The organism is Litoreibacter janthinus, assembly GCF_900111945.1.
Taxonomy (GTDB): Bacteria; Pseudomonadota; Alphaproteobacteria; order Rhodobacterales; family Rhodobacteraceae; genus Litoreibacter; species Litoreibacter janthinus.
In genome coordinates this window covers 2,926,209-2,947,669 of record NZ_FOYO01000001.1, presented here as the reverse complement: position 1 = coordinate 2,947,669, position 21,461 = coordinate 2,926,209, and the positions used below count along the sequence as shown (strand labels likewise).

The 21,461-nt window shown below is 56.8% G+C and carries 23 protein-coding genes; 15 read left to right on the top strand and 8 right to left on the bottom strand.

The features are described from left to right. Positions 1-207 precede the first annotated feature (207 nt). From thyX to BM352_RS14710, 3 genes are read left to right on the top strand one after another with little or no spacing between them, the layout of a single operon-like run. Positions 208-1,113: an FAD-dependent thymidylate synthase gene (gene thyX, locus BM352_RS14720; RefSeq protein ID WP_090218269.1), complete on the top strand. Its 906-nt coding sequence runs from the start codon at positions 208-210 to the stop codon at positions 1,111-1,113. Further along, positions 1,114-1,545, top strand: a complete 432-nt coding sequence (locus BM352_RS14715; protein ID WP_090218268.1) for a TIR domain-containing protein — start codon at positions 1,114-1,116, stop codon at positions 1,543-1,545. Then, positions 1,545-2,405: a RipA family octameric membrane protein gene (locus tag BM352_RS14710; RefSeq protein WP_090218266.1), complete on the top strand. Its 861-nt coding sequence runs from the start codon at positions 1,545-1,547 to the stop codon at positions 2,403-2,405. The genes BM352_RS14715 and BM352_RS14710 overlap by 1 nt, the downstream gene beginning before the upstream one ends. Before the next feature lie 144 nt (positions 2,406-2,549). Here BM352_RS14710 and BM352_RS14705 read toward each other — a convergent pair whose 3' ends face one another. Further along, positions 2,550-2,759 carry a cold-shock protein gene (locus BM352_RS14705; RefSeq protein ID WP_021099906.1) on the bottom strand — a complete coding sequence of 70 codons (210 nt, stop codon included), beginning with the start codon at positions 2,757-2,759 and terminating at the stop codon, positions 2,550-2,552. A gap of 286 nt (positions 2,760-3,045) precedes the next feature. Here BM352_RS14705 and BM352_RS14700 point away from each other — a divergent pair, with 286 nt between their 5' ends. Beyond that, positions 3,046-3,354, top strand: a complete 309-nt coding sequence (locus BM352_RS14700) for an arsenate reductase family protein (RefSeq protein ID WP_090218263.1) — start codon at positions 3,046-3,048, stop codon at positions 3,352-3,354. Positions 3,355-3,361: 7 nt separating this feature from the next. On the opposite strand, the gene thrS is transcribed toward BM352_RS14700, so the two are convergent. The 4 genes from thrS to BM352_RS14680 all read right to left on the bottom strand — a co-directional run bounded on the left by thrS (position 3,362) and on the right by BM352_RS14680 (position 8,103). Next, a complete protein-coding gene (gene thrS / locus BM352_RS14695) occupies positions 3,362-5,308 on the bottom strand; it encodes a threonine--tRNA ligase (protein WP_090218260.1) in 1,947 nt (648 codons plus the stop codon). Positions 5,309-5,396: 88 nt separating this feature from the next. After that, positions 5,397-6,485 carry an ABC transporter ATP-binding protein gene (locus tag BM352_RS14690; protein ID WP_090218257.1) on the bottom strand — a complete coding sequence of 363 codons (1,089 nt, stop codon included), beginning with the start codon at positions 6,483-6,485 and terminating at the stop codon, positions 5,397-5,399. Further along, the gene (locus BM352_RS14685; protein WP_090218255.1) at positions 6,482-7,282 is read right to left on the bottom strand and encodes an ABC transporter permease; all 801 of its coding nucleotides are present in this window, start codon (positions 7,280-7,282) and stop codon (positions 6,482-6,484) included. Before BM352_RS14685 ends, BM352_RS14690 begins: the two co-directional genes overlap by 4 nt. Continuing rightward, on the bottom strand, positions 7,279-8,103 hold the full coding sequence (locus BM352_RS14680) for an ABC transporter permease (protein ID WP_425434559.1): 825 nt from the start codon (positions 8,101-8,103) through the stop codon (positions 7,279-7,281). Before BM352_RS14680 ends, BM352_RS14685 begins: the two co-directional genes overlap by 4 nt. Before the next feature lie 180 nt (positions 8,104-8,283). Here BM352_RS14680 and BM352_RS14675 point away from each other — a divergent pair, with 180 nt between their 5' ends. The 7 genes from BM352_RS14675 to BM352_RS14645 all read left to right on the top strand — a co-directional run bounded on the left by BM352_RS14675 (position 8,284) and on the right by BM352_RS14645 (position 14,055). Then, a complete protein-coding gene (locus BM352_RS14675; protein ID WP_090218252.1) occupies positions 8,284-9,567 on the top strand; it encodes an MFS transporter in 1,284 nt (427 codons plus the stop codon). A 63-nt stretch (positions 9,568-9,630) separates the two neighbouring features. Further along, positions 9,631-10,371: an alpha/beta hydrolase gene (locus BM352_RS14670; RefSeq protein WP_090218249.1), complete on the top strand. Its 741-nt coding sequence runs from the start codon at positions 9,631-9,633 to the stop codon at positions 10,369-10,371. After that, the gene (locus BM352_RS14665; protein WP_090218247.1) at positions 10,371-11,351 is read left to right on the top strand and encodes an alpha/beta hydrolase; all 981 of its coding nucleotides are present in this window, start codon (positions 10,371-10,373) and stop codon (positions 11,349-11,351) included. Before BM352_RS14670 ends, BM352_RS14665 begins: the two co-directional genes overlap by 1 nt. Next, positions 11,351-11,791 (top strand): VOC family protein, encoded by a 441-nt coding sequence (locus tag BM352_RS14660; RefSeq protein ID WP_090218244.1) that lies wholly within the window; start codon positions 11,351-11,353, stop codon positions 11,789-11,791. The genes BM352_RS14665 and BM352_RS14660 overlap by 1 nt, the downstream gene beginning before the upstream one ends. A gap of 10 nt (positions 11,792-11,801) precedes the next feature. After that, positions 11,802-12,443 (top strand): hypothetical protein, encoded by a 642-nt coding sequence (locus BM352_RS14655; RefSeq protein WP_090218242.1) that lies wholly within the window; start codon positions 11,802-11,804, stop codon positions 12,441-12,443. Beyond that, on the top strand, positions 12,444-13,205 hold the full coding sequence (locus BM352_RS14650) for an SDR family NAD(P)-dependent oxidoreductase (RefSeq protein ID WP_090218239.1): 762 nt from the start codon (positions 12,444-12,446) through the stop codon (positions 13,203-13,205). 154 nt (positions 13,206-13,359) lie between these two features. Then, on the top strand, positions 13,360-14,055 hold the full coding sequence (locus BM352_RS14645) for an alpha/beta fold hydrolase (RefSeq protein ID WP_090218237.1): 696 nt from the start codon (positions 13,360-13,362) through the stop codon (positions 14,053-14,055). Here BM352_RS14645 and phaZ read toward each other — a convergent pair. Beyond that, positions 14,052-15,335, bottom strand: a complete 1,284-nt coding sequence (gene phaZ / locus BM352_RS14640) for a polyhydroxyalkanoate depolymerase (protein WP_090218234.1) — start codon at positions 15,333-15,335, stop codon at positions 14,052-14,054. The genes BM352_RS14645 and phaZ overlap by 4 nt on opposite strands. Positions 15,336-15,448: 113 nt before the next feature. Between phaZ and BM352_RS14635 the strand changes: the two genes are divergently transcribed. Together BM352_RS14635 and BM352_RS14630 are read left to right on the top strand one after the other, a co-directional pair. Next, positions 15,449-17,260, top strand: coding sequence for a PHA/PHB synthase family protein (locus tag BM352_RS14635; protein ID WP_090218233.1), 1,812 nt, complete (start codon positions 15,449-15,451; stop codon positions 17,258-17,260). 204 nt (positions 17,261-17,464) lie between these two features. Then, on the top strand, positions 17,465-17,914 hold the full coding sequence (locus tag BM352_RS14630) for a phasin, PhaP (protein WP_090218231.1): 450 nt from the start codon (positions 17,465-17,467) through the stop codon (positions 17,912-17,914). 102 nt (positions 17,915-18,016) lie between these two features. Here the strand turns inward: BM352_RS14630 and BM352_RS14625 are convergent, their stop codons facing one another. Continuing rightward, positions 18,017-18,616 (bottom strand): hypothetical protein, encoded by a 600-nt coding sequence (locus BM352_RS14625; protein WP_090218228.1) that lies wholly within the window; start codon positions 18,614-18,616, stop codon positions 18,017-18,019. Positions 18,617-18,809: 193 nt separating this feature from the next. Between BM352_RS14625 and phaR the strand changes: the two genes are divergently transcribed. Both phaR and trhA read left to right on the top strand, forming a co-directional pair. Continuing rightward, on the top strand, positions 18,810-19,370 hold the full coding sequence (phaR, locus tag BM352_RS14620; protein WP_090220327.1) for a polyhydroxyalkanoate synthesis repressor PhaR: 561 nt from the start codon (positions 18,810-18,812) through the stop codon (positions 19,368-19,370). 61 nt (positions 19,371-19,431) lie between these two features. Continuing rightward, positions 19,432-20,079 carry a PAQR family membrane homeostasis protein TrhA gene (gene trhA / locus BM352_RS14615; protein WP_090218226.1) on the top strand — a complete coding sequence of 216 codons (648 nt, stop codon included), beginning with the start codon at positions 19,432-19,434 and terminating at the stop codon, positions 20,077-20,079. Here trhA and BM352_RS14610 read toward each other — a convergent pair. Next, entirely contained in the window at positions 20,076-21,458 is a 1,383-nt protein-coding gene (locus BM352_RS14610; protein ID WP_090218224.1) for an aminotransferase, read from the bottom strand. The genes trhA and BM352_RS14610 overlap by 4 nt on opposite strands. Between the last annotated feature and the right edge of the window lie 3 nt (positions 21,459-21,461).

The following is a 21,461-nucleotide window of genomic DNA, read 5'->3' as shown; positions in this document are numbered from 1 at the left end:
CAGGAAAGTCTTGTGCGCTGGCCCAAAAGTCAACGCCGCAGGTCGCTGGTTTGGGGGGTAAATTAGGGAGTGTTGCTAAACAATCGCCCGTTAAACGGGGGAATTCGGATTACCTTGTGGATAACGCTAACATCATCTTGATGCACATGCCCCCTTTGACGCAATATGTGGTCTGAACCCCCGAATCCCTCACGCCGGAGACCGCACATGCCCATTTCCCCAGAGCAAGCCCAGGAAATCGCCGAGGCGCGGTCCCAGACGCACACCACGATGCGCGCCACCGTGCCGGGGATGGAACAGCACCTGTATACCGCCCACGAAGTCCTCGACCATGGGTTCATCCGCGTCATCGACTATATGGGCGACGACAGCGCCATCTGCCAAGCCGCCCGCGTCAGCTACGGCAAGGGCACCAAGTCGGTGCAAAACGACGAAGGCCTGATCCGCTACCTGATGCGCCACTGGCACTCGACCCCGTTCGAGATGTGCGAGATCAAGCTGCACGTCAAACTGCCCGTCTTCGTCGCCCGCCAGTGGATCCGCCACCGGACGGCCAACGTCAACGAATACTCCGCCCGCTATTCGATCCTCGACCGCGAGTTCTACATCCCCGCGCCCGAGCATATCAACGCGCAGTCCGTGGTGAACAATCAAGGCCGCGGCAAAATCCTCGAAGGGGAGGAGGCCGCCCGCGTCCTCGAAATCCTCAAGGCTGACAGCACCCGCGCCTATGACAACTACGAGGCGATGATCTCCGACGATGGTCAAGACGGCCTCGCCCGCGAGCTGGCCCGCATGAACCTGCCTGCCAATATTTACACGCAATGGTACTGGAAGGTGGACCTCCACAATCTGTTTCACTTCTTGCGCCTGCGGGCAGATAGCCATGCACAGTATGAAATAAGGGTTTACGCCGACGCGATTTGCAACGTCGTCGCCGACTGGGTCCCCGCCGCATACTCCGCCTTCGAGGACTACCGTCTGGGCGGCGCACAACTCAGCGGCAAAGCCGTCGACTGCGTCCGCCGGATGCTCAAGGGCGAGGAGGTCACACAGGAAACCTCCGGAATGAGCAAGGGGGAGTGGCGGGAGTTTCAGGGGGTTATTGGGTAGATGTTTCAAGTAAGCGTATTCATTAGCCACTCTTGGAAGTATTCAGAGCACTATCAAAAGCTGAGTGAATGGCTATTCATTGAGAAATGGAATGTTGATGGGGCTCCCTTGGTTTTCAATGATACTTCTGTGCCTAAAGAGAATCCGATTCATAACGCTCCAAATACGCAAGCGCTTAGAGATGCAATTTACTCGCGTATCAATAATAGCAATGTGGTCGTAATCCCCACCGGGCTGTACGCCAACTATTCTAATTGGATTCAAAAAGAAATTGACGGTGCACGGTGTTACTCTCGGCCAATTCTTGCGGTGAATCCTTGGGCACAAAAGAAAGCATCATCTGTTGTGTCTAATGCTGCCGCTGAGCAAGTGGGTTGGACAAAGCAATCGGTTGCGAACGGTGTTTGGCAGCTTGCGAAGAGAAGTCGTTGATGAAAGTTTTTGTGATTCATAGGCATAGTGATCGCGCGAAAGCTACTAAATTTGTTAAAGACGCTAAGAAAAGCCTAGGGATATCACTTGACCCAATCCTATTAAATAATTCGAGCGCCCCCAACTGGAAGGCGCGGGCGGAAGAAGAGATTAGGACTGCCGAACTCGTCTTGGTATTCGATACTGAAGCGTGTTCGAAATCAGAGAACGCTGAGTGGGAAATCGAGATCGCAGGTAAGCTCAGCAAACCCATAGTTGAGTTCAATCGACGAGAAACGATTGAAGTTGCAATGGAAGATTTAAAGTTAGCGTATAATTTTGAAAATGAATTTGACGAATGTTTCTCCGTAGGTCAGCAACAGACTGAGGGAAACTTCGAGCTGTTCAAAATAATGGTCGAGACCTCTGAGGAACTAATTCGACGTCGACAGATTACTAATGGATTTTTCATAACTATTATTGGCGGCTTGCTTGCTGGTTCTGGGTTTGCTTTGAAAGAAAAGCTCATAGCGGACGAGGCGACGCTACTGTTACTCGTTCCTACGGTTTTGGGAATGCTTCTCTGCTGGTCTTGGCGAAATCTAATCGACAATTACGGGAAGCTGAATAAAGCAAAGTTCAAGGTCATAAACAAGCTTGAGATGGAGTTGTCATCACGTGTCTTCTCAGCGGAATGGATAGCGTTAGGCAAGGGCGTTAGGAAAGAAAAATACCGTTCGTTCACTGAAACTGAAAAGAACGTGCCCTTACTATTTATGATGCTCTTGTTCTTGGTCGCTATCTACATTTCTCTCGACTGGTTATGGCCTTCTATCCTCAGTCTGTGGACGCAAATCCAAGGCATCTCTCATCCTCCATAGCAATCCGTAGACTGGGGTGAAACCCCGCCCAACATTTGCCCGACAGAAAGCCGACGCTTTGCAGACAGCCCTCAAACCTTAACGCCACGCAGCAAAAAGCCCGCCGGTGGGGCGGGCTTTAGTCGTTTCTTAACGGTCTAGGGCTTAGTCTAGCGCTACCAGATCGCCAGCCGATGCGCGGCCGTCGCGACCTTCGATCATCTCGTACTGGATCTTCTGGTCGTCGCGCAGGCCGGTCAGACCAGCGCGCTCGACCGCGGAAATGTGAACGAAGACGTCCTTGCCGCCATCGTCAGGTGCAATAAAGCCGAAGCCTTTGGTGGTGTTGAACCATTTTACGGTGCCAGTGGCCATTCCGTATCTCCTTCTAGTATCCGCCCGCGGTATGCGGCGGGGTGGTGCAGCAGTGTCTTCAAGTTAGGCGTCTGCATCCGTAGAAGAAGGCCGAAACGTAAAGTCTGTCTCACGAACAATAGATTAGGCGAGCTTTTTAAAACTTCAATGACAGATATTAAGCATGTCGCGCGCAGCGGGGTGACGCTAGGTAAGCCTTTGATCCTCAAGCTTTTCGCATGGGCGGTTTCTGGACAATTTTTGTGACAATGCCCATAAAACAGCAGGAATCAGAGGGGAAAACCGCATGAAACTCTACGGCATCAAGACCTGCGACACCTGCCGCAAGGCGCTGAAAGCCCTACCGAATGCGGCGTTCGTGGATGTGCGCGCGACACCCTTGGACCGCGCCGAATTGCAGCGCTTTCTGGACGCGTTCGGGGCCGATCTGGTCAACACCCGCTCCACCACGTGGCGTGGTCTGTCCGAGGCCGAGCGCTCCGCTGATCCCCTGGACCAGCTGACCGCGCACCCGACCTTGATGAAACGCCCCGTTATTGACGACGGGACGCTCTATCTGGGATGGGGCAAAGACGTTCAGGCTGCGCTGGTTTGAGACCCGATTACTTGAGGTCGGGCGGGCAAGCCTCGGCCTTGAGATCAGCCACCAGCGCGTTGACCTCCACCACAGAGGTCTGCTTTTCGCCCAAACGGCGCAGCGTGACCGTGCCGTCCTCGACCTCTTTCTTGCCGACCGCGAGGATCACAGGGACCTTGCCGACGGAGTGCTCGCGCACCTTGTAGTTGATCTTCTCGTTGCGGATATCGGCCTCGGCACGGATGCCTTGGGATTTCAGTTTTGCAACAGTTTCAAGCACATAGGCGTCGGCGTCCGACACGATGGAGGCCACAACCACCTGACGCGGTGCCAGCCAGAAGGGGAGCTTGCCTGCGTGTTCCTCGATCAGGATGCCGATGAACCGCTCGAAAGAACCGAGCGTTGCACGGTGCAACATCACCGGACGGTGCTTGTTGCCGTCCTCGCCGATATAGTTCGCATCAAGGCGTTCGGGCAGCACGAAGTCCACTTGGTGGGTGCCGCATTGCCAGTCACGGCCAATCGCGTCGGTCAGCACGAATTCCAGCTTCGGCCCGTAGAACGCACCTTCACCGGGGTTCAGTTCTGGCTCGATCCCCGCAGCACGGGTGGCAGAGAGCAGGGCGGCCTCTGCCTTGTCCCAGACCTCGTCGCTGCCCGCACGGGTGTCGGGGCGGTCGGAAAACTTGACGCTGAACTTCTCGAACCCGAGGTCTTTGTAAACATTTGACAGAAATTCGATGAAGATCGCAGTTTCTTCTTCGATCTGGTCCTCGCGGCAGAAGATGTGGCCATCGTCTTGGGTAAAGCCACGCACCCGCATGATGCCGTGCAACGCGCCGGACGGCTCGTAGCGCGCGCATGATCCGAACTCGGCCATGCGCAGGGGCAGGTCGCGGTAGGATTTCAGGCCCTGATTATACACCTGCACGTGGCAGGGGCAGTTCATTGGCTTCAGCGCGTTGACGGTCTTTTCGCGGGCGTGCTCTTCATCGACTTCGACCACAAACATGTGCTCTTGGTATTTTTCCCAGTGGCCCGACGCCTCCCACAGTCTGCGGTCGACGACCTGTGGTGTGTTAACCTCGACGTAACCACCCTTGCGCTGCATCCGGCGCATGTAGTCTTGCAATTCGGTGTAGATGGTCCAGCCATTGGGGTGCCAGAAAATCTGACCCGGCGCTTCTTCTTGCATATGGAACAAGTCCATCTCGCGGCCCAGCTTGCGGTGGTCGCGCTTGGCGGCTTCCTCCAGCATGTGAAGGTGGGCCTTGAGGTTTTCCTTGTTCTGGAACGCCACGCCATAGATGCGTTGTAGCTGCGCACGGTCGCTGTCCCCGCGCCAGTAGGCACCTGCGATGGACATGAGTTTCCATGAATCCCCAGGCACTTGGCCGGTGTTCTGCAAGTGTGGGCCACGACACAAATCCTGCCAGTCGCCATGCCAATACATGCGCAAATCCTCGTTGCCGGGGATGCTCTCGATCAGCTCGACTTTGTAAGGCTCGCCCTTTTCCTCGTAATGCTTGATCGCGCGCGTGCGATCCCAAACTTCGGTACGTACGGCGTCACGCTTGTTGATGATCTCGCGCATCTTTTTCTCGATGGCAGCCAAGTCTTCTGGCACGAAAGGCTCGGCGCGGTCGAAGTCGTAATACCAGCCGTCCTTGATCACGGGGCCGATGGTGACCTGTACGTCAGGCCACAGCTCTTGCACCGCGCGCGCCATGATATGGGCGAGGTCGTGGCGGATTAGCTCCAGCGCAGGGGCTTCATCCTTCATGGTGTTGATGGCGATGGCGGAATCTGCGTTGATCGGCCATTGCAAATCGTAATGAGCACCGTCAACGGTGGCTGAAATGGCCTTTTTGGCCAGCGATGATGCAATGGATGCGGCGACTTCAGCGGGGGTCACGCCCGCTTCATAGTCGCGCGAATTGCCGTCAGGAAAAGTCAGAGAGATTGAGGCCATTGTCTTGGCTCCTCGTCAGTTTGGCGCCCACGGAACGCCCGGTTGCGGGTTATGTGTTTGGACTAAATGGCGGCGCTGCGCGCGAAGGTCAAGCGGCGAAGATCACCAGCGACCTCTCGTCCCACTGAACCCGTGTTTTTGTGCCACGCTCGAGCACAGGGCGGGAGATCAGGTTCTTCATGGATATCGTCACGGGAGTGGAAGACCCTTCGAGCGTCACTTCGTAGTAGGTCATATCCCCGTAATAGGCGAGGTCCTGGACCACGGCATCGACCTCGCGGCCGGTAGAGGGTTGGCCTTCGAACAGGATCGACAGGGCCTCTGGGCGCAGGCCCACGACGTCTGCAGCGGCGCGCGCCCCGTCGGGTAGCTGATCAACGGAAACCTCCGCTGCGCCAAGGCCTTCGACGTCAAAGCTCACAGTTTTCTCGGAGCTTCCGGTTTGCTTGGCTTCGAGGAAATTCATCACCCCGATGAATTCGCCGACACGGCGTGTGGCGGGGCGACGGTAGAGTTCTTGCGGGGAGGCCATTTGCGCGATCTCGCCCTCGAACATCACGGCGATACGGTCCGACATAATCAGCGCTTCTTCTTGGTCGTGGGTGACCAGAATGAAGGTGATGCCGACTTGGCGTTGCAGCCGTCGCAATTCGGATTGCATCTGCTCGCGCATCTTCTTGTCGAGCGCGGAGAGCGGCTCGTCCAGCAGCAAAACCTTCGGTTTCAAAACCAGTGCACGGGCCAAGGCCACCCGTTGCCGTTGGCCACCTGACAGAGCATGCGCCGCGCGGTCGCCATAGCCCGCGAGGCCGACCATCTCCAACGCCTCGGTGGCCGCCTTTGCCATGTCGTCCTTGGACAACCCCTTCTTCCGCAACCCAAAGGCCACGTTCTGACCGACGGTCAAATGCGGGAAGATGGCGTAGCTTTGGAACACCATGTTGGTCGGGCGCTTGTTCGCAGGCACGCGGGCCATATCGGCGCCATCAAGCAATAGCACGCCCTCGGACACGTCCTCGAACCCTGCAATCACCCGCAGCAACGTGGTCTTGCCGCAGCCTGAGGGGCCGAGCAGCGAGAAGAACTCGCCCTGCTTTATCTCGAGGTCGATGCCGCGCAAGGCGTGGTAATCCCCGTAGTATTTCTGAATGCCGGAAAGCGAGATGATGGAGCTCACAAGAACCCTCCACTGTCTTTAGCCCCGGTGCGGCGGATGCCCCGGCGGCGGAAATATTCGGCGATGCTGAGCAGCACCAAAGAGGCCACGATCAGCAACGTCCCTAGGGCCATGACCGACGGCAGGCGTTTGGGGAAGCGCAGTTGTGACCAGATATAGACGGGCAGGGTCGGGTCCGCACCGGTCAGGAAGAACGCGATGATGAACTCGTCCATCGAGATAGTGAACGCGATCAGGAAGGATGCCACGATACCCGGTGTGACCAGAGGCAGGATGATTTTACTGAACGCGCCCCAGCGGGTTTCGCCCAGATCAATCGCGGCTTCCTCCAGCGACTGATCCAACCCTTGGAAGCTGGAGCTGAGAATTGCGATGGCGAAGGGCGTGCAGATCAGGGTGTGGCCCATGATGACAGTCCACGAGGTCAGCGAGAAGCCCAGCTGCATCAGGACCACCAGAAGGGATACGGCCACGATGATTTCTGGCAATACCAGCGGCAGCATGATCGCCCCCATGATCGGGGCCTTGAACGGGAAGCGGTAGCGGGTAGAGGCGCGGGCGGCGCAGATGCCAAGGATCGTGGACAGGGTGGCCGACACGATCCCGATGAACAGCGAGTTCTTCAACGCACCGTGCAGCGCGTCGATGCCGGCCAGCTCTTTGAACCACTGGGTTGTGAACCCTTGCAGCGGGAAGGCGATGACCGTCGCGTCGTTGAACGAGAAAACTGGCAGCAGAAGCACCGGCAGGTACAAGAATACCAAATAGACAATGGCGTAGACGCGCAACCAGTTCATTTCAGGAACCTCCTGTTGGCGAACAGGAAGATCAGCGAAATCAGCGTCACTGCCCCCATGGCCAGCACCGACAATGCAGCCCCCATGGGCGCGTTATTCAGCTTCAGGAACTGGGTCTGGATCATGTTGGCGATCATCAGCCCGTCCGGCCCTCCCACAAGGCGGGGGGTGACATAGTCTCCGATGGTCGGGATGAACACGATCAAAGTCGCTGCCACCACACCGGGCATGGCTAGCGGCAGCGTCACGCGGAAGAAGGTGCGCGCGGTGCCTTCGCCAAGATCCTTTGACGCTTCCAGCAGCGAGCGGTCGATTTTTTCAAGCGCCACGTAGATTGGCAGAATTGTGAAGGGCGCAAACGCATGGGCAAGCGTGATGACCACTGCGTTGGTGTTGTAGAGGATAAACGTGAGCGGCTCGTCAATCAGCCCGAGGCCCAAGAGGCCGGAGTTGAGAACCCCGTTGAAGCCCAAAATCACCTTCCACAGGAAGGCTCGCAGTAGGTAGCTGGTCCAAAATGGGATGGTGATGAGGAATATCCACAAGGCCTTGCGTTCGGGGGGGACGTGGAAGGACACGAAATAGGCGATGGGAAAGGCCAGAACGACCGTCACCACCGTCACCACACCTGATATCCACAAAGAACGCAGCAGGAAGACGCGGTAGATCGGGTCGGTAAACGCCTCGCGGTAGTTCTTCAGGGTCAGGGTTCGGTCGATGCTCAGGAAGTCCTGCGACCAGAAACTGAATGCAAAGATTGTCGCCAAAGGCACGGCCAACAGCAACAAAACATAAATTGCTGTCGGGCTGATCAATGCCAGACCGCGTTTCGCGTCGGTGTCAAAGCGTGCAGAGATTTGTTTCGCGCCCCCAAAATCCGTCTCATAGATTACGATAACCTCGGCGTGGAGCAAGTGCCTTCGCGCATCAGACCGACTATTGAGCAAACCAAGATGACTTTTGACCTATCGGCGTTAGATTTTGCCTAAGGGGGCCGCGAAATGAAATCCACAGGGCTGGGGTCTATCCTGTTTGAACTGCTTGTAGACAAGCCCGACGGGAGTGAAGGCTTGAGTGACGAGGCCAAAGCGCACGAGCCGCGCAGCTTCCTGCGCCATGCGGCGGCTTTGGCGATGACCAAGCTATCAGACGGTTTGATTGACCCGAAGCTGGTTCTCAGCTGGTTATTGTCGTCCCTTGGCGCGCCAGCATTTTTCGTGGGCCTTCTGGTGCCGATCCGCGAAGCGGGGGCTTTGCTGCCTCAACTGGCACTCGCTTCTTGGGTTGAAGGCATGCGCCGTCGCAAATGGGCTTGGGTCGCCGGGGCCATCGGGCAAGGGGTTTCGGCCGTTGCAATCCTGATTTTCGCACTGAGTTTTGAAGGCGCCTTAGCGGGCGGTTTGATCTGCCTCGCACTGGCCGTGTTGGCGTTGTCTCGCAGCCTGTGCAGCGTGTCCTACAAGGACATCTTGGGCGATACCGTCGCGCAAAATCATCGGGGAAGTGCCACAGGAACTGCAAGTTCCTTTGCCTCCGCAGGGGTGATCGTCTTTGCGTTGCTGCTGATGAGCGGCGTGTTCGAGCGGGAATGGCTGGTGCTGGCCTCAATCGGGCTTGCCGCGTGCCTCTGGGGGCTGGCGGCGTTGATCATGGCCGGATTGCATGAAGAAGGCGGAGAGCGGAGTGCCGAACGCCTGAACCCGCTGTCCCAGTTCGGAATTTTGCGGGAGGATGCCCAGTTGCGCCGCTTTATTTTCACGCGCGGTTTGTTGGTCTCGACCGCCTTGGCGCCGCCCTACATGATCCTGCTCGCAGGCAGTGAGGGGGCCTTGTCGCAGCTGGGCGCGCTGGTTTTGGCGTCTGCGCTGGCGTCTCTGCTCAGCTCTTACGTGTGGGGGAGGATGTCTGACAGATCATCGCGCCGCGTTTTGCAGCTGTCTGGTGTCAGCGGTGCGGCGGCCCTGATCGTCACGCTTGGCTTTTCCGCACTGGGTGTGCTTGAAAGTGTCTGGGCGCTTCCTTTGGCGCTATTTGGGTTAATGATTGCCTATCACGGCGTACGGCAAGGCAGATCGACCTATCTGGTGGACATGGCCCCAGAGGGGCAGCGCGCATCCTACAGTGCGGTGTCAAACACAGTTATTGGGGCCCTTTTGCTGGTCTCGGGTGCGTTCGGTGCTGTGGCGGGGCTGGTGGGTCCTGCGGCGACACTGATGGTCTTTGCGGCGATGGCCGTAGCGGCAGCCGTGGTCGCCAGCGGTTTGGATGAGGTCGAGAGCGCGTAGCGTTTCGGTTGCAACCAGTTTCCCAGTCGCTAGCTTGGCGGAAACGACACTTGGGGAGGGTCCATGCCCGACTATCTCGACACGGCCACCGGCCGCCGCATCGCCTATCATCAAAGTGCGGGAAAAGGTCCCGGCGTTGTTTTCCTTGGCGGGTTTAAGTCCGACATGGAAGGCACGAAGGCCATTCATTTAGAGGCATGGGCCAAGGTCCAAGGTCGGGCGTTCTTGCGGTTCGACTACTCGGGCCACGGTCAATCCTCTGGGGCGTTCACGGACGGGGCCATTGGCGATTGGGCGCAAGATGCGCAGGATGCGATCGAGATGTTGACCGAGGGTCCGCAAATCCTGGTCGGGTCGTCCATGGGAGGCTGGATATCGCTGTTGATGACACAGCGTATTCCGGAACGCATTGCCGCGCTGGTTACCATCGCCGCCGCGCCGGACTTTACCGAAGACAGCATGTGGGGCGGCTTTACGGACACCCAAAAGGCAGAGCTTGAGGCGGGGCAGGTCGCGCTGCCCTCCGACTATGGGGAGCCCTACATTATCACCAAACGGCTAATAGAGGACGGCCGCAATAATCTGGTTCTGCGTGCGCCTTTGCCGCTGCCTTTCCCCGTGCGGTTCTTGCAAGGCACGGCTGACGCGGATGTCGATATGTCTGTTGCCCTGCGCCTGCTGGACCATGCTGAGGGTTCGAACATCCAGCTGACCCTGCTCAAAGATGCGGATCATCGATTTTCGGACGACCAAGCCTTGGGCCTGATCGAAGCGGCGCTCGATGATGTGTTAGGAGTGATCTGATGCAGAGTTTTGGTAAATGGTTGGGCCGTGTTTTACTTGCCCTTGTGGTGTTTGGAACGGCGATCTGGTTTTTGGTGCCGAGAGAACCCGTGGATACGGAAATTGCATTTGATCCAAGTGCGTTGGGCGAAGATCTTGATACATATCTCGAGCGCGCCGAAAGCCAATTTGACGACATCACCGAAGGGGTCGAAAAACGTATTGTCTGGGCTGGCAAAGTCGGTGCGCAGACGCCGCTATCCATCGTCTATATTCACGGCTTCTCTGCGACGTCCGAGGAAATCAGGCCCGTGCCGGACAAGCTGGCGGCGGCGCTTGGGGCGAACTTGTTCTACACAAGGCTGAAAGGCCACGGGCGCGGTGGTTTGGCGATGGTGGAGCCAGTCGCAGGCGATTGGTTGGAAGACACCGCCGAAGCCCTAGCGATCGGACGGCGTATCGGGGAAGAGGTGATCGTGATCGCGACATCTACCGGTGGTACAGCGGCCGCAATTGCCGCGACAAATCCCAAGTTGATGGAGCGGGTCAAAGGTATTGCAATGGTGTCGCCGAATTTCCGCGTTCGATCGCCCGCCGCAGTCATTCTGGAATGGCCACTTGTGCGCAGCTGGGCGGCAATCGTGGCGGGCGCGGAGCGCAGCTTTGCCCCGGTCAACGACGCGCATGGCAAGTACTGGACGACGCTCTACCCGACCACGGCGCTGATCCCTATGGCGGCGTTGGTGAAATACGCCCGTGATGCGGATTATTCCCAGGTGACCACTCCCACGTTGTTTATCTTCTCAGACAAGGACGGCGTGGTGTCTTCAGAGACCACGCGCGCGATGTCGACGAGATGGGGCGGACCGGTGAAACTGGCCCCGCGCGTGATGGGGGATGGGGACGATCCGTTCAACCATGTGATCGCGGGCGATATCCTAAGTCCGGGGCAAACCGATAGCACTGTGGCGCTTTTGAACGCCTGGGTGGAGGGATTGTGATGGAACAGCGCGTTTCCCTGATCACGTTGGGCGTCGCCGATATAGCGGCGTCGGCGGCATTTTACGAAGCCCTTGGCTGGCAGCGCAGCGAAAGTCCTGACGGTGTCATAGCGTTTGACATGATCGGCCAGACATTGGGGCTTTACACTAAGGCCGCACTGGCGACTGAGCTTGGGATCGAGCAAGCAGCGATTGGCGGGTTCTCGGGCATCACGCTGGCGCATAACGTGCGTCGCAAGGACGACGTAGCGAAAGTTCTGGCGTCGGTTGAAACTACGAGGGGTACGATCCTCAAGCCTGCACAAGATGTGTTCTGGGGCGGACACCATGGCTACTTCGCTGATCCTGACGGACATGTCTGGGAAGTCGCCTACAATCCGTTTTCGCCTTTGCGGGAAGAAGACGGCGCGTTTCGGTGGAACGGATATGGCACGGCGTAAGCCAGCCTCCATGTGGTCTCTGGAGACCTTGGGCCGTGAGCGGCTGTCCAAGTACTTCTATATGCGGGAGTTTCTGTACTCGGAGATCGGGAATTTTCACCAATGTCCAAACATTCCGGACGATGTGGAGCTTACCTTGAATGTCGGGCGGGCCTTCTGCACCGAGTTACTTGACCCGCTGCACGAAACATTCGGCTGCGTCAGCGTGCGTTCGGGCTATCGTTCTGCGGCGCTCAACCAGTTTGGAAACGAAAATAAGCTGAACTGCGCGCGCAATGACTATCCCGGCGAATGCCATATCTGGGACCGCTCGGCAGACGCACCTATAGGCGGGGCGACCATTGTGATCCCTTGGTTTGCTGATCAATACGCACGGGGCCGCGACTGGCGCGATCTGGCATATTGGATTCACGACCATTTGCCCTATTCGGAACAGTGGTATTTCCCCAAACTGGCAGCGTTCAATCTGACTTGGGAAGCTCAACCGAGGCGAACCATTTCCAGCTATATCGCGCCGCGTGGCAAATTGGTGGCGGCAGGGGCGGAGCCGCCAGAAAATAGCAAGACCCGCGCGGCCCGCTACAGGGACTTTCCAAGCTTTTGCGGAATGGCCCAACCCGCTATCCCGACCGCGTGGACAGGAGAGATTTAGATGACATTACCCCGCACCCCTTCATTCCGGCTTGATGGAAAACGCGCCTTTGTCCCCGGCGGTTCGCGCGGGATCGGGCTGGGCTGCGCCGTGGCACTTGCAGAAGCAGGGGCAGAGGTGGTGATCGCCGCGCGATCTGCGGACCAAGTGGGGGCAAGCGTTGCGCAAATTCGTGAGGCAGGGCTGAAGGTCAGCGGTCTGGCCTTGGACGTCACCGATTTGGATGCTGTTAAAGCCGCTTTCGCAACACACGGCCCGTTCGACATCTTGTGCAACTCCGCTGGTCTGGCGCGCCATTCCAACGCGAGCGACACACAAGTTGCGGATTTTGACGCGGTCGTGTCGATCAATATGCGCGCCGCGTATTTCTTGGCAGTAGAGGCGGCAGCGCAGATGCGCAAGCGAGGCGGTGGCTCGATCATTCAGATCTCCAGCCAAATGGGCCATGTCGGGGGGCCAGAGCGCGCCGTCTACTGCGGCACCAAACACGCGGTCGAAGGGTTCAACAAGGCGATGGCTATCGATTGGGGGCCTGACAACATCCGCGTAAATTCAATCTGCCCGACATTCATCCTGACCCCGTTGACCGAAGAAACCTTCGCCGATCCGGCCAAGCGCGCTTGGATCGACGATAAGATCAAGTTGCCTCGGGTAGGGATGATCGAGGACATTATGGGCGCTGCCGTGTATCTGGCGTCCGACGCGTCTTCGCTGGTGACGGGCACTTCGATCCTTGTCGATGGGGGATGGACGGCAGACTAGACGGCTCGAGAAGCGCTATGATTGGCAATTGCATCGGCTAGCACTTTGGTGAACAACTGTCGGCGCTAGGGAAAGCTGCGATTTGACAGGATGAAATCGGTTCTGATCGATTGCGGCTTCCCGCTAACCGACTTCAATCGCAAGGTGCCTTTAAATGCCTGAACCACTCGTCCTGTTGCCTGGAATGATGTGTGATGGGCGCCTTTTTGGCCCCCAGATCAAAGCTTTAGGGCGCGACAGGGCGATACACCTTGCACCGATCTCGCGTCATGACACGGTCGAAGCACTTGCGAATGACGTGTTGGCGACGGCGCCAGACACATTTGCATTGGCGGGTTTGTCGATGGGCGGCATTGTCGCGATGGAGGTTCTGCGCCGTGCGCCGACCCGTGTTACACGAATTGCGCTGATGGACACCAACGCGCTTGCAGAAACACCAGCCTACGCCGCCGCGCGGGAGCCGCAGATCGCTCGGGTCATGGCAGGCTCGCTTGTGGAAGTTATGCGCGAAGAGATGAAGCCCGACTACCTTGCTCCTGGCCCCGGCCGCCAAGCGGTTCTGGATTTGGTGATGGATATGGCACTGGAGATGGGCGAGGGGGTTTTCTTGCGCCAGTCTCGCGCACTTCAACGCAGGCCCGACCAGCAAAACGTCTTGCGCAAGCTCAAGATTCCGACGCTGATCTTATGTGGGGAGCATGACAGGCTGTGCCCTGTGGCCCGCCATCAATTCATGGCGGACCTTATCTTCAGGGCGTCTTTGGTTGTTGTGCCCGACGCCGGACATTTGCCGACGTTGGAGCAGCCGGAGGCGGTCAATGCCGCCCTCAAGCAGTGGCTTGAGGCTTAAGCTTTCTTTTTCTTAAGCTCGGCGACATTTGTTTTGTCGGCCTTCGGCGCGTCGGAATTCGCGTCGATGAACTCCAGAACCAGCGGCCGGATGTTTTCGCGCCAGCTTTTGCCGGCAAAAATACCATAGTGGCCCGCGCCCGGTTCCAAATGCGATGCCTTTTTCGAATCGGGCAGACCGGTACAAAGGTCCAATGCTGCGATGCACTGGCCCGGAGCCGAGATATCATCATTCGCGCCTTCGACCGTTTTTACGGCCACCGAAGTGATCTTTCCGATGTCGACAGGCTTGCCGTTCACGACGAAGCGATTCTCTGCGATCTCGCGCTCTTTGAAGATGCGTTCTACGGTAGACAGGTAGAACTCGGCGGTCATGTCCATGACTGCCAGATACTCGTCGTAGAATTTGTTGTGCTTCGCTTGAGCGGGGATATCTTCTTGTGACACGGACATGATCTGGTTCTTGAAAGCAGTGCCGTGACGATCGGAATTCATCGACATGAACGAAGCAAGTTGCAGCAGGCCTGGATAGACCATGCGGCCCACACCATTATACTTGAAGCCGACCCGTTGAATTGCGGTTTCCTCGAGCTGACCCATGGTGATGCGTCGGCCAAAGTCAGTGACGTCCGTCGCTGCGGCATCGGGATCAATCGGGCCACCGATCAGGGTCAGAGAACGCGGCTGCGCATCGGGATCTTCATCGGCAAGATAGGCGGTTGCGGCCAAGGCGAGCGGGGCGGGTTGGCAGACGGCAATCACGTGCGTGTCTGGGCCCATCTCTTTCATGAAATCAACAAGATAGAGGGTGTAATCCTCTACGTCGAACTTGCCATCGCTGACCGGAATATCGCGCGCGTTGTGCCAGTCGGTGATGTAGACTTCCGCATCGGGCAGCAGGCTCACAACGGTAGAGCGCAGCAGCGTTGCATAGTGGCCGGACATCGGCGCTACCAGCAGAACCTTGCGGTCTTTCAATGGGCGGTCGGTGACGTTGAAGTGGATCAAATCGCCGAACGGTTTGGTTACGACATGCTCGATTTTCACAAGGTGATCGCGGCCGTCTTCACCCACCACAGAGGCGATATTCCAAGCCGGCTTCGTTACCATTCGTGCGAATGTGCGTTCAGTAACTTCACCCCATGCACCCAGCATTTTGAAGAAGGGGTTCGGTGCCAGGGCGACAGCAGGATGGGCGCCCATGGCTTGCGCAGTTGCACCTAACCATTGGTTAGTGACGCGCATAGTTTCCATCAGGTCATAAGTTGCCATATACTTCACAGGAGGCTCCTTTCGAGCGTAAACTTGTCCCTACGTCAATTCGTCGCTTTGCCTCCCAAGCTGGCTGACGATACTTCGCAGGTGCAGCATCAAGGTATTGTGGAACTCTTTAGATGACAACCAAAACTGACACTTCGGACGATATTGACGCAGCTGAGAAGCTTGAACGCCTCAATGCCAATCTCGCCAAGATGGACGAGCTTTCCAAACGCCTGGTCGCGGCCATGGGTAAGAAAAAGTCGGCAGATCCCGGCCTGCAAGCACCGGGACAGGACGTATATGTCCAAGCCGCGGCTGCTTATATGGCCGAAATGATGAACAACCCCTCAAAAATTCTTGAGCAACAGGTCAATTATTGGGGCAAGTCGCTAAAACACTATGTCGACGCGCAGCAGCAGCTTGCTCATGGCAAACTTGCACCACCTGACGATAAGGGGCCGACCGACCGTCGCTTCAAGTCAGAGCTTTGGGACACGCACCCGTATTTCAACTTCATTAAGCAGCAATATCTGTATTCCTCCGAGGCCATCACCGACGCGATGCAAAATCTTGAGGGGCTGAATGACCATGAAAAGGGCAGGGTGTCCTTTTTTGCGCAACAGATTGTCGACATGTTCGCGCCGACCAACTTTCTGGCGACCAATCCGGAAGCGTTAGCTAAAGCAGTTGAGACCGATGGCGCGTCTTTGGTTCGCGGCCTTGAGAACCTTGTCCATGACATTGAGGCCAATGAGGGTGACCTTCTTGTCAGCCTCGCCGACGAGACAGCCTTCAAAGTGGGCGAGAATATCGCCGCAACCGAAGGCTCCGTGGTGTTTCGCAACCACATGTTTGAACTGATCCAGTATAAACCCACCACGGAAAAGGTTCACGCGACGCCGGTGGTGATCTTCCCGCCGTGGATCAATAAGTTCTACGTGATGGACCTGAAGCCAGAGAATTCCTTGATCAAATGGGTCGTGGATCAAGGGCACACACTGTTTATCGTGTCTTGGGTGAACCCGGATGCAAGCTATGCGGACGTGGGGATCGATACCTATGTGGATGACGGTTACCTAACCGCATTCGAACAGGTCAAGAAAATCACCGGCCAGAAGCAGCTGAACGCAGTTGGCTACTGTATCGCAGGGACAACATTGTCGCTCGTGCTCGCCCTTATGAAGAAGCGTGGTGACAAAACGGTTAAGTCGGCGACCTTCTTTACCATGCTATCGGATTTTGAAGACCCGGGCGAAATGGGCGTCTTCCTTGAGGACGACTTTGTCGACGGGATTGAACGGCAAGTAGCTGAAAAGGGCTTCCTGCATTCCTTCTTTATGTCGCGCACATTCTCTTATCTACGAGCGAATGATCTGGTTTATGCGCCGGCGATCCGAAATTACATGATGGGGGAGGCGCCACCGGCGTTCGATCTGCTGTATTGGAACGGCGACAGCACTAACCTTCCCGGGCGTTTCGTTGTCGAGTATCTCAGAGAGCTTTGCCAAGAGAATAAGCTGGCTAAAGGCACGATGAGCCTACTGGGCGAAACACTGGGCCTTTCCGATATTGAGTTGCCGATCTGTGCGATTGCATGTGAGACCGATCATATTGCGGCATGGCGCGGCTCTTACGCGGGAATCAAGCAGTTCGGTTCTAAGGACAAGACCTTCATTGTCTCCGAGTCGGGCCATGTTGCGGGTATCATTAACCCGCCGTCGAAGAAAAAGTATGGGCATTATACCAACTCCGACATGACAGGCACTCAGGATGATTGGTGGGCAGGGGCAACCTTTAACGAAGGCTCTTGGTGGCCGCGTTGGGATGTTTGGTTGTCTGAAAAATCATCCGATATGGTGCCAGCAAGGGAGCCAGGAAGTGAAGAATTTCCGATACTTAGCCCCGCACCCGGCACCTATGTTCAGGTGAAGTCGAACAAGACCTAAGCAGCTTTGAGGTCCTTATAAACAAGGCGCGGGTGTGAAAAATCACCTGCGTCTTCGTCGTTTCAGACTGTAATCTACCTTTGGAAAAAAGTTTATGCTGCAGCGCAGAAAAGACTTGCAATGCTGCGGTGCAGCGCGTAGATATGCTGCAGACGCAAACAAGACACAGGGCCGACATTGGCTCAAAAACTGGAGACCATGACAATGGCTAACAAGACACAAGACTTCACCAAAGTATTCTCCGATATGGCAGCTGCTTTCCCAGTTGACATGTCCGCTTACAACGAAGCGCTGAAAAACTCGGCAGCTCTGGGCGAAAAAATGTCCAAAGTCGCTCTGGACGCAGCAGCAACTTCCGCTGATCTGTCCTCCAAATGGACCAAAGAAACTCTGGCAAAAATGTCCGGCGTGACCAAAGCCCAAGCAGAGCCAGCTGACTACGCAAAAGCAGTCTCCGACTTCGCTTCTGCACAAGCTGAAACCTCCGCTGAGCACATGGCTGCTTTCGCTGAAGTTGCGAAAAAAGTTCAGATGGAAACTGTCGAGCTGCTGATGGCTGCTGGCAAAGACATCCAAGAAGACACCACCGCCGCTGTTAAAAAAGCAACGGACGAGCTGGCTGCTTCTGCAAAGAAAGCTGCTAAAGTCGCTTAAGCTTTAGCACTTAAAAATACTGCCGCTTTTCCTCCCAATAGCGTGCAGATTTATAGGGTGGGCCTCGTGCCCACCCTTTTTTGTTGCGTGGGGGCAGGGGCGTTAGGCCTTGCCGTTGCGCCCCAGAAGCTTCTTGGCTGTCACAAACATAACCAAGGCGAGCGTCAACAAGCCGATCGGCTGATTTGGATTGTAGCCCTCTATCGGCTCCAGTGGCCCGCTGGCTTTACTGATCTCGGCGGTCAGCTTTTGCGACTGCTGCGGATTTAGAACGATTTCGTCCCCACCTTCGGTGATCGCTTTGAGCGCGGACTTGAAGCCATTCATAATCGCCACTTCATCGCTCACCGGGTTGGTGGCCGCATTGATCAGGTCAGCGATCTTGCCCAGCAGCTTCAGCAGGTCTTTGCGCAGACGGTTCATATTGCCCATCTTGCTGTTGAAGCTTTGCTTAGCCTCGTAGTTACCGTGCTTTTTGAGGATGCTGGCATGAGAAACAGTCAGCAGCCCTTCTTTCGAGCGAACGGCCTTTTCCATATTGGCAGCGCGGCCGCGCCACAGCTCGATCTTGCGCGCCAGATCCGCATGTGCGGCTGTGCCGGGCTTCACGGGTTCAGTGCGTCCGAGGAGTTTGGTGAGTTCGATATCGACTTCTTCTGAGAGCCGACGGATGGCAATCACCTGGCCTTCATAATTTAGCATGAGCCAAATCCTTCAAATGAGTTTTCGTCTAAAAATGGTTCGACACTTCCAGATTTGCTCAGATTTGACGGGCTTGGCAAGAGGTTGGTGCCGAGGACAGCCCTTATAGCGCCCCCCTTTCTTTTCTTTCGCACCTGCGGTAGCGTTTTTTCTGCGCTGCAATATTGGGAGATATTTCGTGGTAAAAGCCGACATGAAGCCGTTGCTGATCAAACGATACGCCTCGAGGCGGCTGTATAACACCGAGACGAGCGATTACGTGACGCTCGATGATATTTCCGGATTCATCAAAGAGGGCAGAGATGTCCAGATTGTGGATCTCAAATCTGGTGACGATCTGACCCGCCAATACCTGCTTCAGATCATTGCGGATAACGAAAGCAAAGGCGAAAACGTTTTACCGATCAACGTGTTGACCGACCTCGTCCGCAGCTACACAACCAATGCGCAAAGCATGGTCCCTGACTTCCTTGCAGCCAGTTTCGAGATGCTGCGCGAGGGTCAGAGCAAGATGGTGGAGCGGATTTCTAGTCCGATGTCAGCGGTCCCCGGTTTTGAGCAGATCAAGGCCCAACAAGAAGCCTTTATGAAGACGATGATGGGCGGTTGGACGGGCCCTGGATCGGATGAATACGCAAAGACCGAGTCTGCCACGAAAGCCGCTAAGGAAGACACGTCCGAGCTCGATGCAATCAAGAAACAGCTCGCCGATATGCAGGCTGCGGTCGCAAAAATGGGCAAACCATCCAAGTAACGTGACGGAATCCCGACAAGTTGGGGTCGCCTTTCTCTGATTTGCGGCTAGGTTTTAGGGCATGGCCGCAAATGAAACCCAATATCCGAGCTATTCGCGTGCAGAGATTGTAGCCGACGGGCTGGTCCATGCGCTTGGCCTTGCCGCATCGCTGATCGCCATCGGGATGTTCCTTGCCTTTCGCTGGGACCATTTGTCGTCAGGCCAACTCGCAGCTCTAAGCATCTACTGGCTGGGGCTCATCGCGATGTTTACAGTGTCCGGGGCCTACCACATGACCCCGTGGGAGCGGTTCCGTGCCCGACTACGCCGCGCGGATCACGCAACGATATTCTTAAAAATTGCCGGAACCTATACCCCCTTCGTCGTCACAATCGGAACGGGGTTCGGCTATATAGTGCTCGCGATTGTTTGGGCCTTGGCACTGTTCGGCGCAATCACCAAGCTTTTCCGCTGGTCGGCCCCCGGTCGCTGGAATGCAGCACTCTATGTGGGGCTGGGATGGATTAGCGTAGCGCTGATGTGGTCCGTTTTCGAAACCTCGCCTGCGGCTGGCGGGTTTGCTGCGGCCGGCGGTATTCTCTACACCGCCGGTATCCTGTTCTTCAAATGGGAAAGCCTGCGCTTTTCCAATGCGATCTGGCACGGCTTCGTCGTCGCCGCCTCGGGCTGCTTCTTTGCGGCTGTCAGCTTGGCTGTGTCGGCCTAAACGACCTCTTCAAATACTTTGTTCAGCGCGGCCTCGAGCTTTTGGAACATCTCGTCCATTTGCGGCTCAGTCATGATGAAAGCGGGGCACAGCACGACAGCCTGACCCAGCGGGCGGCAAATCAGCCCGTGGTCGGTGCAAGTATTTGCGATCCGCTCTGACACGCTGAGCGATCCGTCAAAGGGTGTTTTGGTTGCCTTGTCTTTGACGGCCTCCAATGCCCCCATAAGACCTTTCCCGCGCGCTTCGCCAATGTGAGGGTGCTGCGCCAATCGGGCCATCTCGGCTTCGAATTTCGGGGTGAGGGCGCGGACATTCTCAATCAACGGCGCGGCCCCGTCGGACCCTTCCATGATCACTTCGATGGCTTTCAGGGCGATGGCACAGCCGACGGGGTGGCCCGATGCGGTGAAGCCATGCGGGAATTCTTCGATGGCGTCGGCGGCGGCTTGCAGGCGGTCCGTCAGTTCGGGGCCAAGGATCACCGCGCCCATCGGGAAGTAGCCCGCAGTCAGGTTCTTGGAGGAGATGATGGCGTCCGGCATAAAGTCGTATGCCTGACAGCCCCAGTCAGAGCCGGTGCGCCCAAAGCCGGTGATGACTTCGTCTGCCACCAGCGGAATTCCGTGTTTCTTCAAGATTGGTGCGACCGTTTGGAAGTACCCATCGGACGGCGGGATCACACCACCTGCGCCCATCACAGGTTCAGCAACAAAGGCCGCAATTGTGTCAGCCCCTTCGCGCGCGATGACCTCTTCCAATTCCGCACCCATGCGTGCTGTAAACTCGGCCTCTGTTTCGCCATTGCGGCCTTCACGCCAGTAATGCGGGCAGGTGAGGTGGAAGAAGCCCGGCAAGGGTAGCCCGAAGACTTCGTTATAGGGTTTGCCGGTCATCGAAGCCGAGACCGCCGTAACCCCATGATAGCCATTCTTGCGCGTCAGAATTTTGCGCCGCTCTGGTTTGCCTTCGGCGCCGCCCAAGAACCACAGCATCTTGACCAACGTGTCATTCGCCTCGGAGCCGGAGTTGGTGTAGAACACTTTGCCCCGCTCGAACGGCGAGACTTCGATCAGTTTTTCGGACAGCATAACGGTCTGGTCCGACATGCGCCCGAAGAAGGCGTGATAGCCCGGAAAGCGGTCATATTGCGCCTTGGCGGCGTCGGCCATGCCCTTGTGGTCGAAACCTGCCACCATGTTCCAAAGGCCGGAATTGGCATCAAGGTACCGACGGCCATGCACGTCGATCACATATGGGCCTTCCCCATGGGTCAGCACCACCGTGCCGCGCTCTGCGATGGAGGGCAGGTCAGTGAAGCCGTAGAAGGAATGGGCGTCCGCGCGGGCCTCCCAGCTGTTGGGGCTGTCGTCACGCATGTC

What these genes read in the sequence shown, in the direction of transcription:
- BM352_RS14700 (WP_090218263.1), top strand. Translation starts at nt 3,046, where the DNA reads ATGAAACTCTACGGCATCAAGACCTGCGACACCTGCCGCAAGGCGCTG.
- BM352_RS14655 (WP_090218242.1), top strand. Translation starts at nt 11,802, where the DNA reads ATGTGGTCTCTGGAGACCTTGGGCCGTGAGCGGCTGTCCAAGTACTTC.
- BM352_RS14635 (WP_090218233.1), top strand. Translation starts at nt 15,449, where the DNA reads ATGACAACCAAAACTGACACTTCGGACGATATTGACGCAGCTGAGAAG.
- thrS (WP_090218260.1), bottom strand. Translation starts at nt 5,308, where the DNA reads ATGGCCTCAATCTCTCTGACTTTTCCTGACGGCAATTCGCGCGACTAT.
- BM352_RS14675 (WP_090218252.1), top strand. Translation starts at nt 8,284, where the DNA reads ATGAAATCCACAGGGCTGGGGTCTATCCTGTTTGAACTGCTTGTAGAC.
- BM352_RS14625 (WP_090218228.1), bottom strand. Translation starts at nt 18,616, where the DNA reads ATGCTAAATTATGAAGGCCAGGTGATTGCCATCCGTCGGCTCTCAGAA.
- BM352_RS14715 (WP_090218268.1), top strand. Translation starts at nt 1,114, where the DNA reads ATGTTTCAAGTAAGCGTATTCATTAGCCACTCTTGGAAGTATTCAGAG.
- BM352_RS14685 (WP_090218255.1), bottom strand. Translation starts at nt 7,282, where the DNA reads ATGAACTGGTTGCGCGTCTACGCCATTGTCTATTTGGTATTCTTGTAC.
- BM352_RS14710 (WP_090218266.1), top strand. Translation starts at nt 1,545, where the DNA reads ATGAAAGTTTTTGTGATTCATAGGCATAGTGATCGCGCGAAAGCTACT.
- BM352_RS14670 (WP_090218249.1), top strand. Translation starts at nt 9,631, where the DNA reads ATGCCCGACTATCTCGACACGGCCACCGGCCGCCGCATCGCCTATCAT.
- trhA (WP_090218226.1), top strand. Translation starts at nt 19,432, where the DNA reads ATGGCCGCAAATGAAACCCAATATCCGAGCTATTCGCGTGCAGAGATT.
- BM352_RS14645 (WP_090218237.1), top strand. Translation starts at nt 13,360, where the DNA reads ATGCCTGAACCACTCGTCCTGTTGCCTGGAATGATGTGTGATGGGCGC.
- BM352_RS14705 (WP_021099906.1), bottom strand. Translation starts at nt 2,759, where the DNA reads ATGGCCACTGGCACCGTAAAATGGTTCAACACCACCAAAGGCTTCGGC.
- BM352_RS14660 (WP_090218244.1), top strand. Translation starts at nt 11,351, where the DNA reads ATGGAACAGCGCGTTTCCCTGATCACGTTGGGCGTCGCCGATATAGCG.
- BM352_RS14630 (WP_090218231.1), top strand. Translation starts at nt 17,465, where the DNA reads ATGGCTAACAAGACACAAGACTTCACCAAAGTATTCTCCGATATGGCA.
- BM352_RS14665 (WP_090218247.1), top strand. Translation starts at nt 10,371, where the DNA reads ATGCAGAGTTTTGGTAAATGGTTGGGCCGTGTTTTACTTGCCCTTGTG.
- BM352_RS14610 (WP_090218224.1), bottom strand. Translation starts at nt 21,458, where the DNA reads ATGCGTGACGACAGCCCCAACAGCTGGGAGGCCCGCGCGGACGCCCAT.
- phaR (WP_090220327.1), top strand. Translation starts at nt 18,810, where the DNA reads ATGAAGCCGTTGCTGATCAAACGATACGCCTCGAGGCGGCTGTATAAC.
- thyX (WP_090218269.1), top strand. Translation starts at nt 208, where the DNA reads ATGCCCATTTCCCCAGAGCAAGCCCAGGAAATCGCCGAGGCGCGGTCC.
- BM352_RS14650 (WP_090218239.1), top strand. Translation starts at nt 12,444, where the DNA reads ATGACATTACCCCGCACCCCTTCATTCCGGCTTGATGGAAAACGCGCC.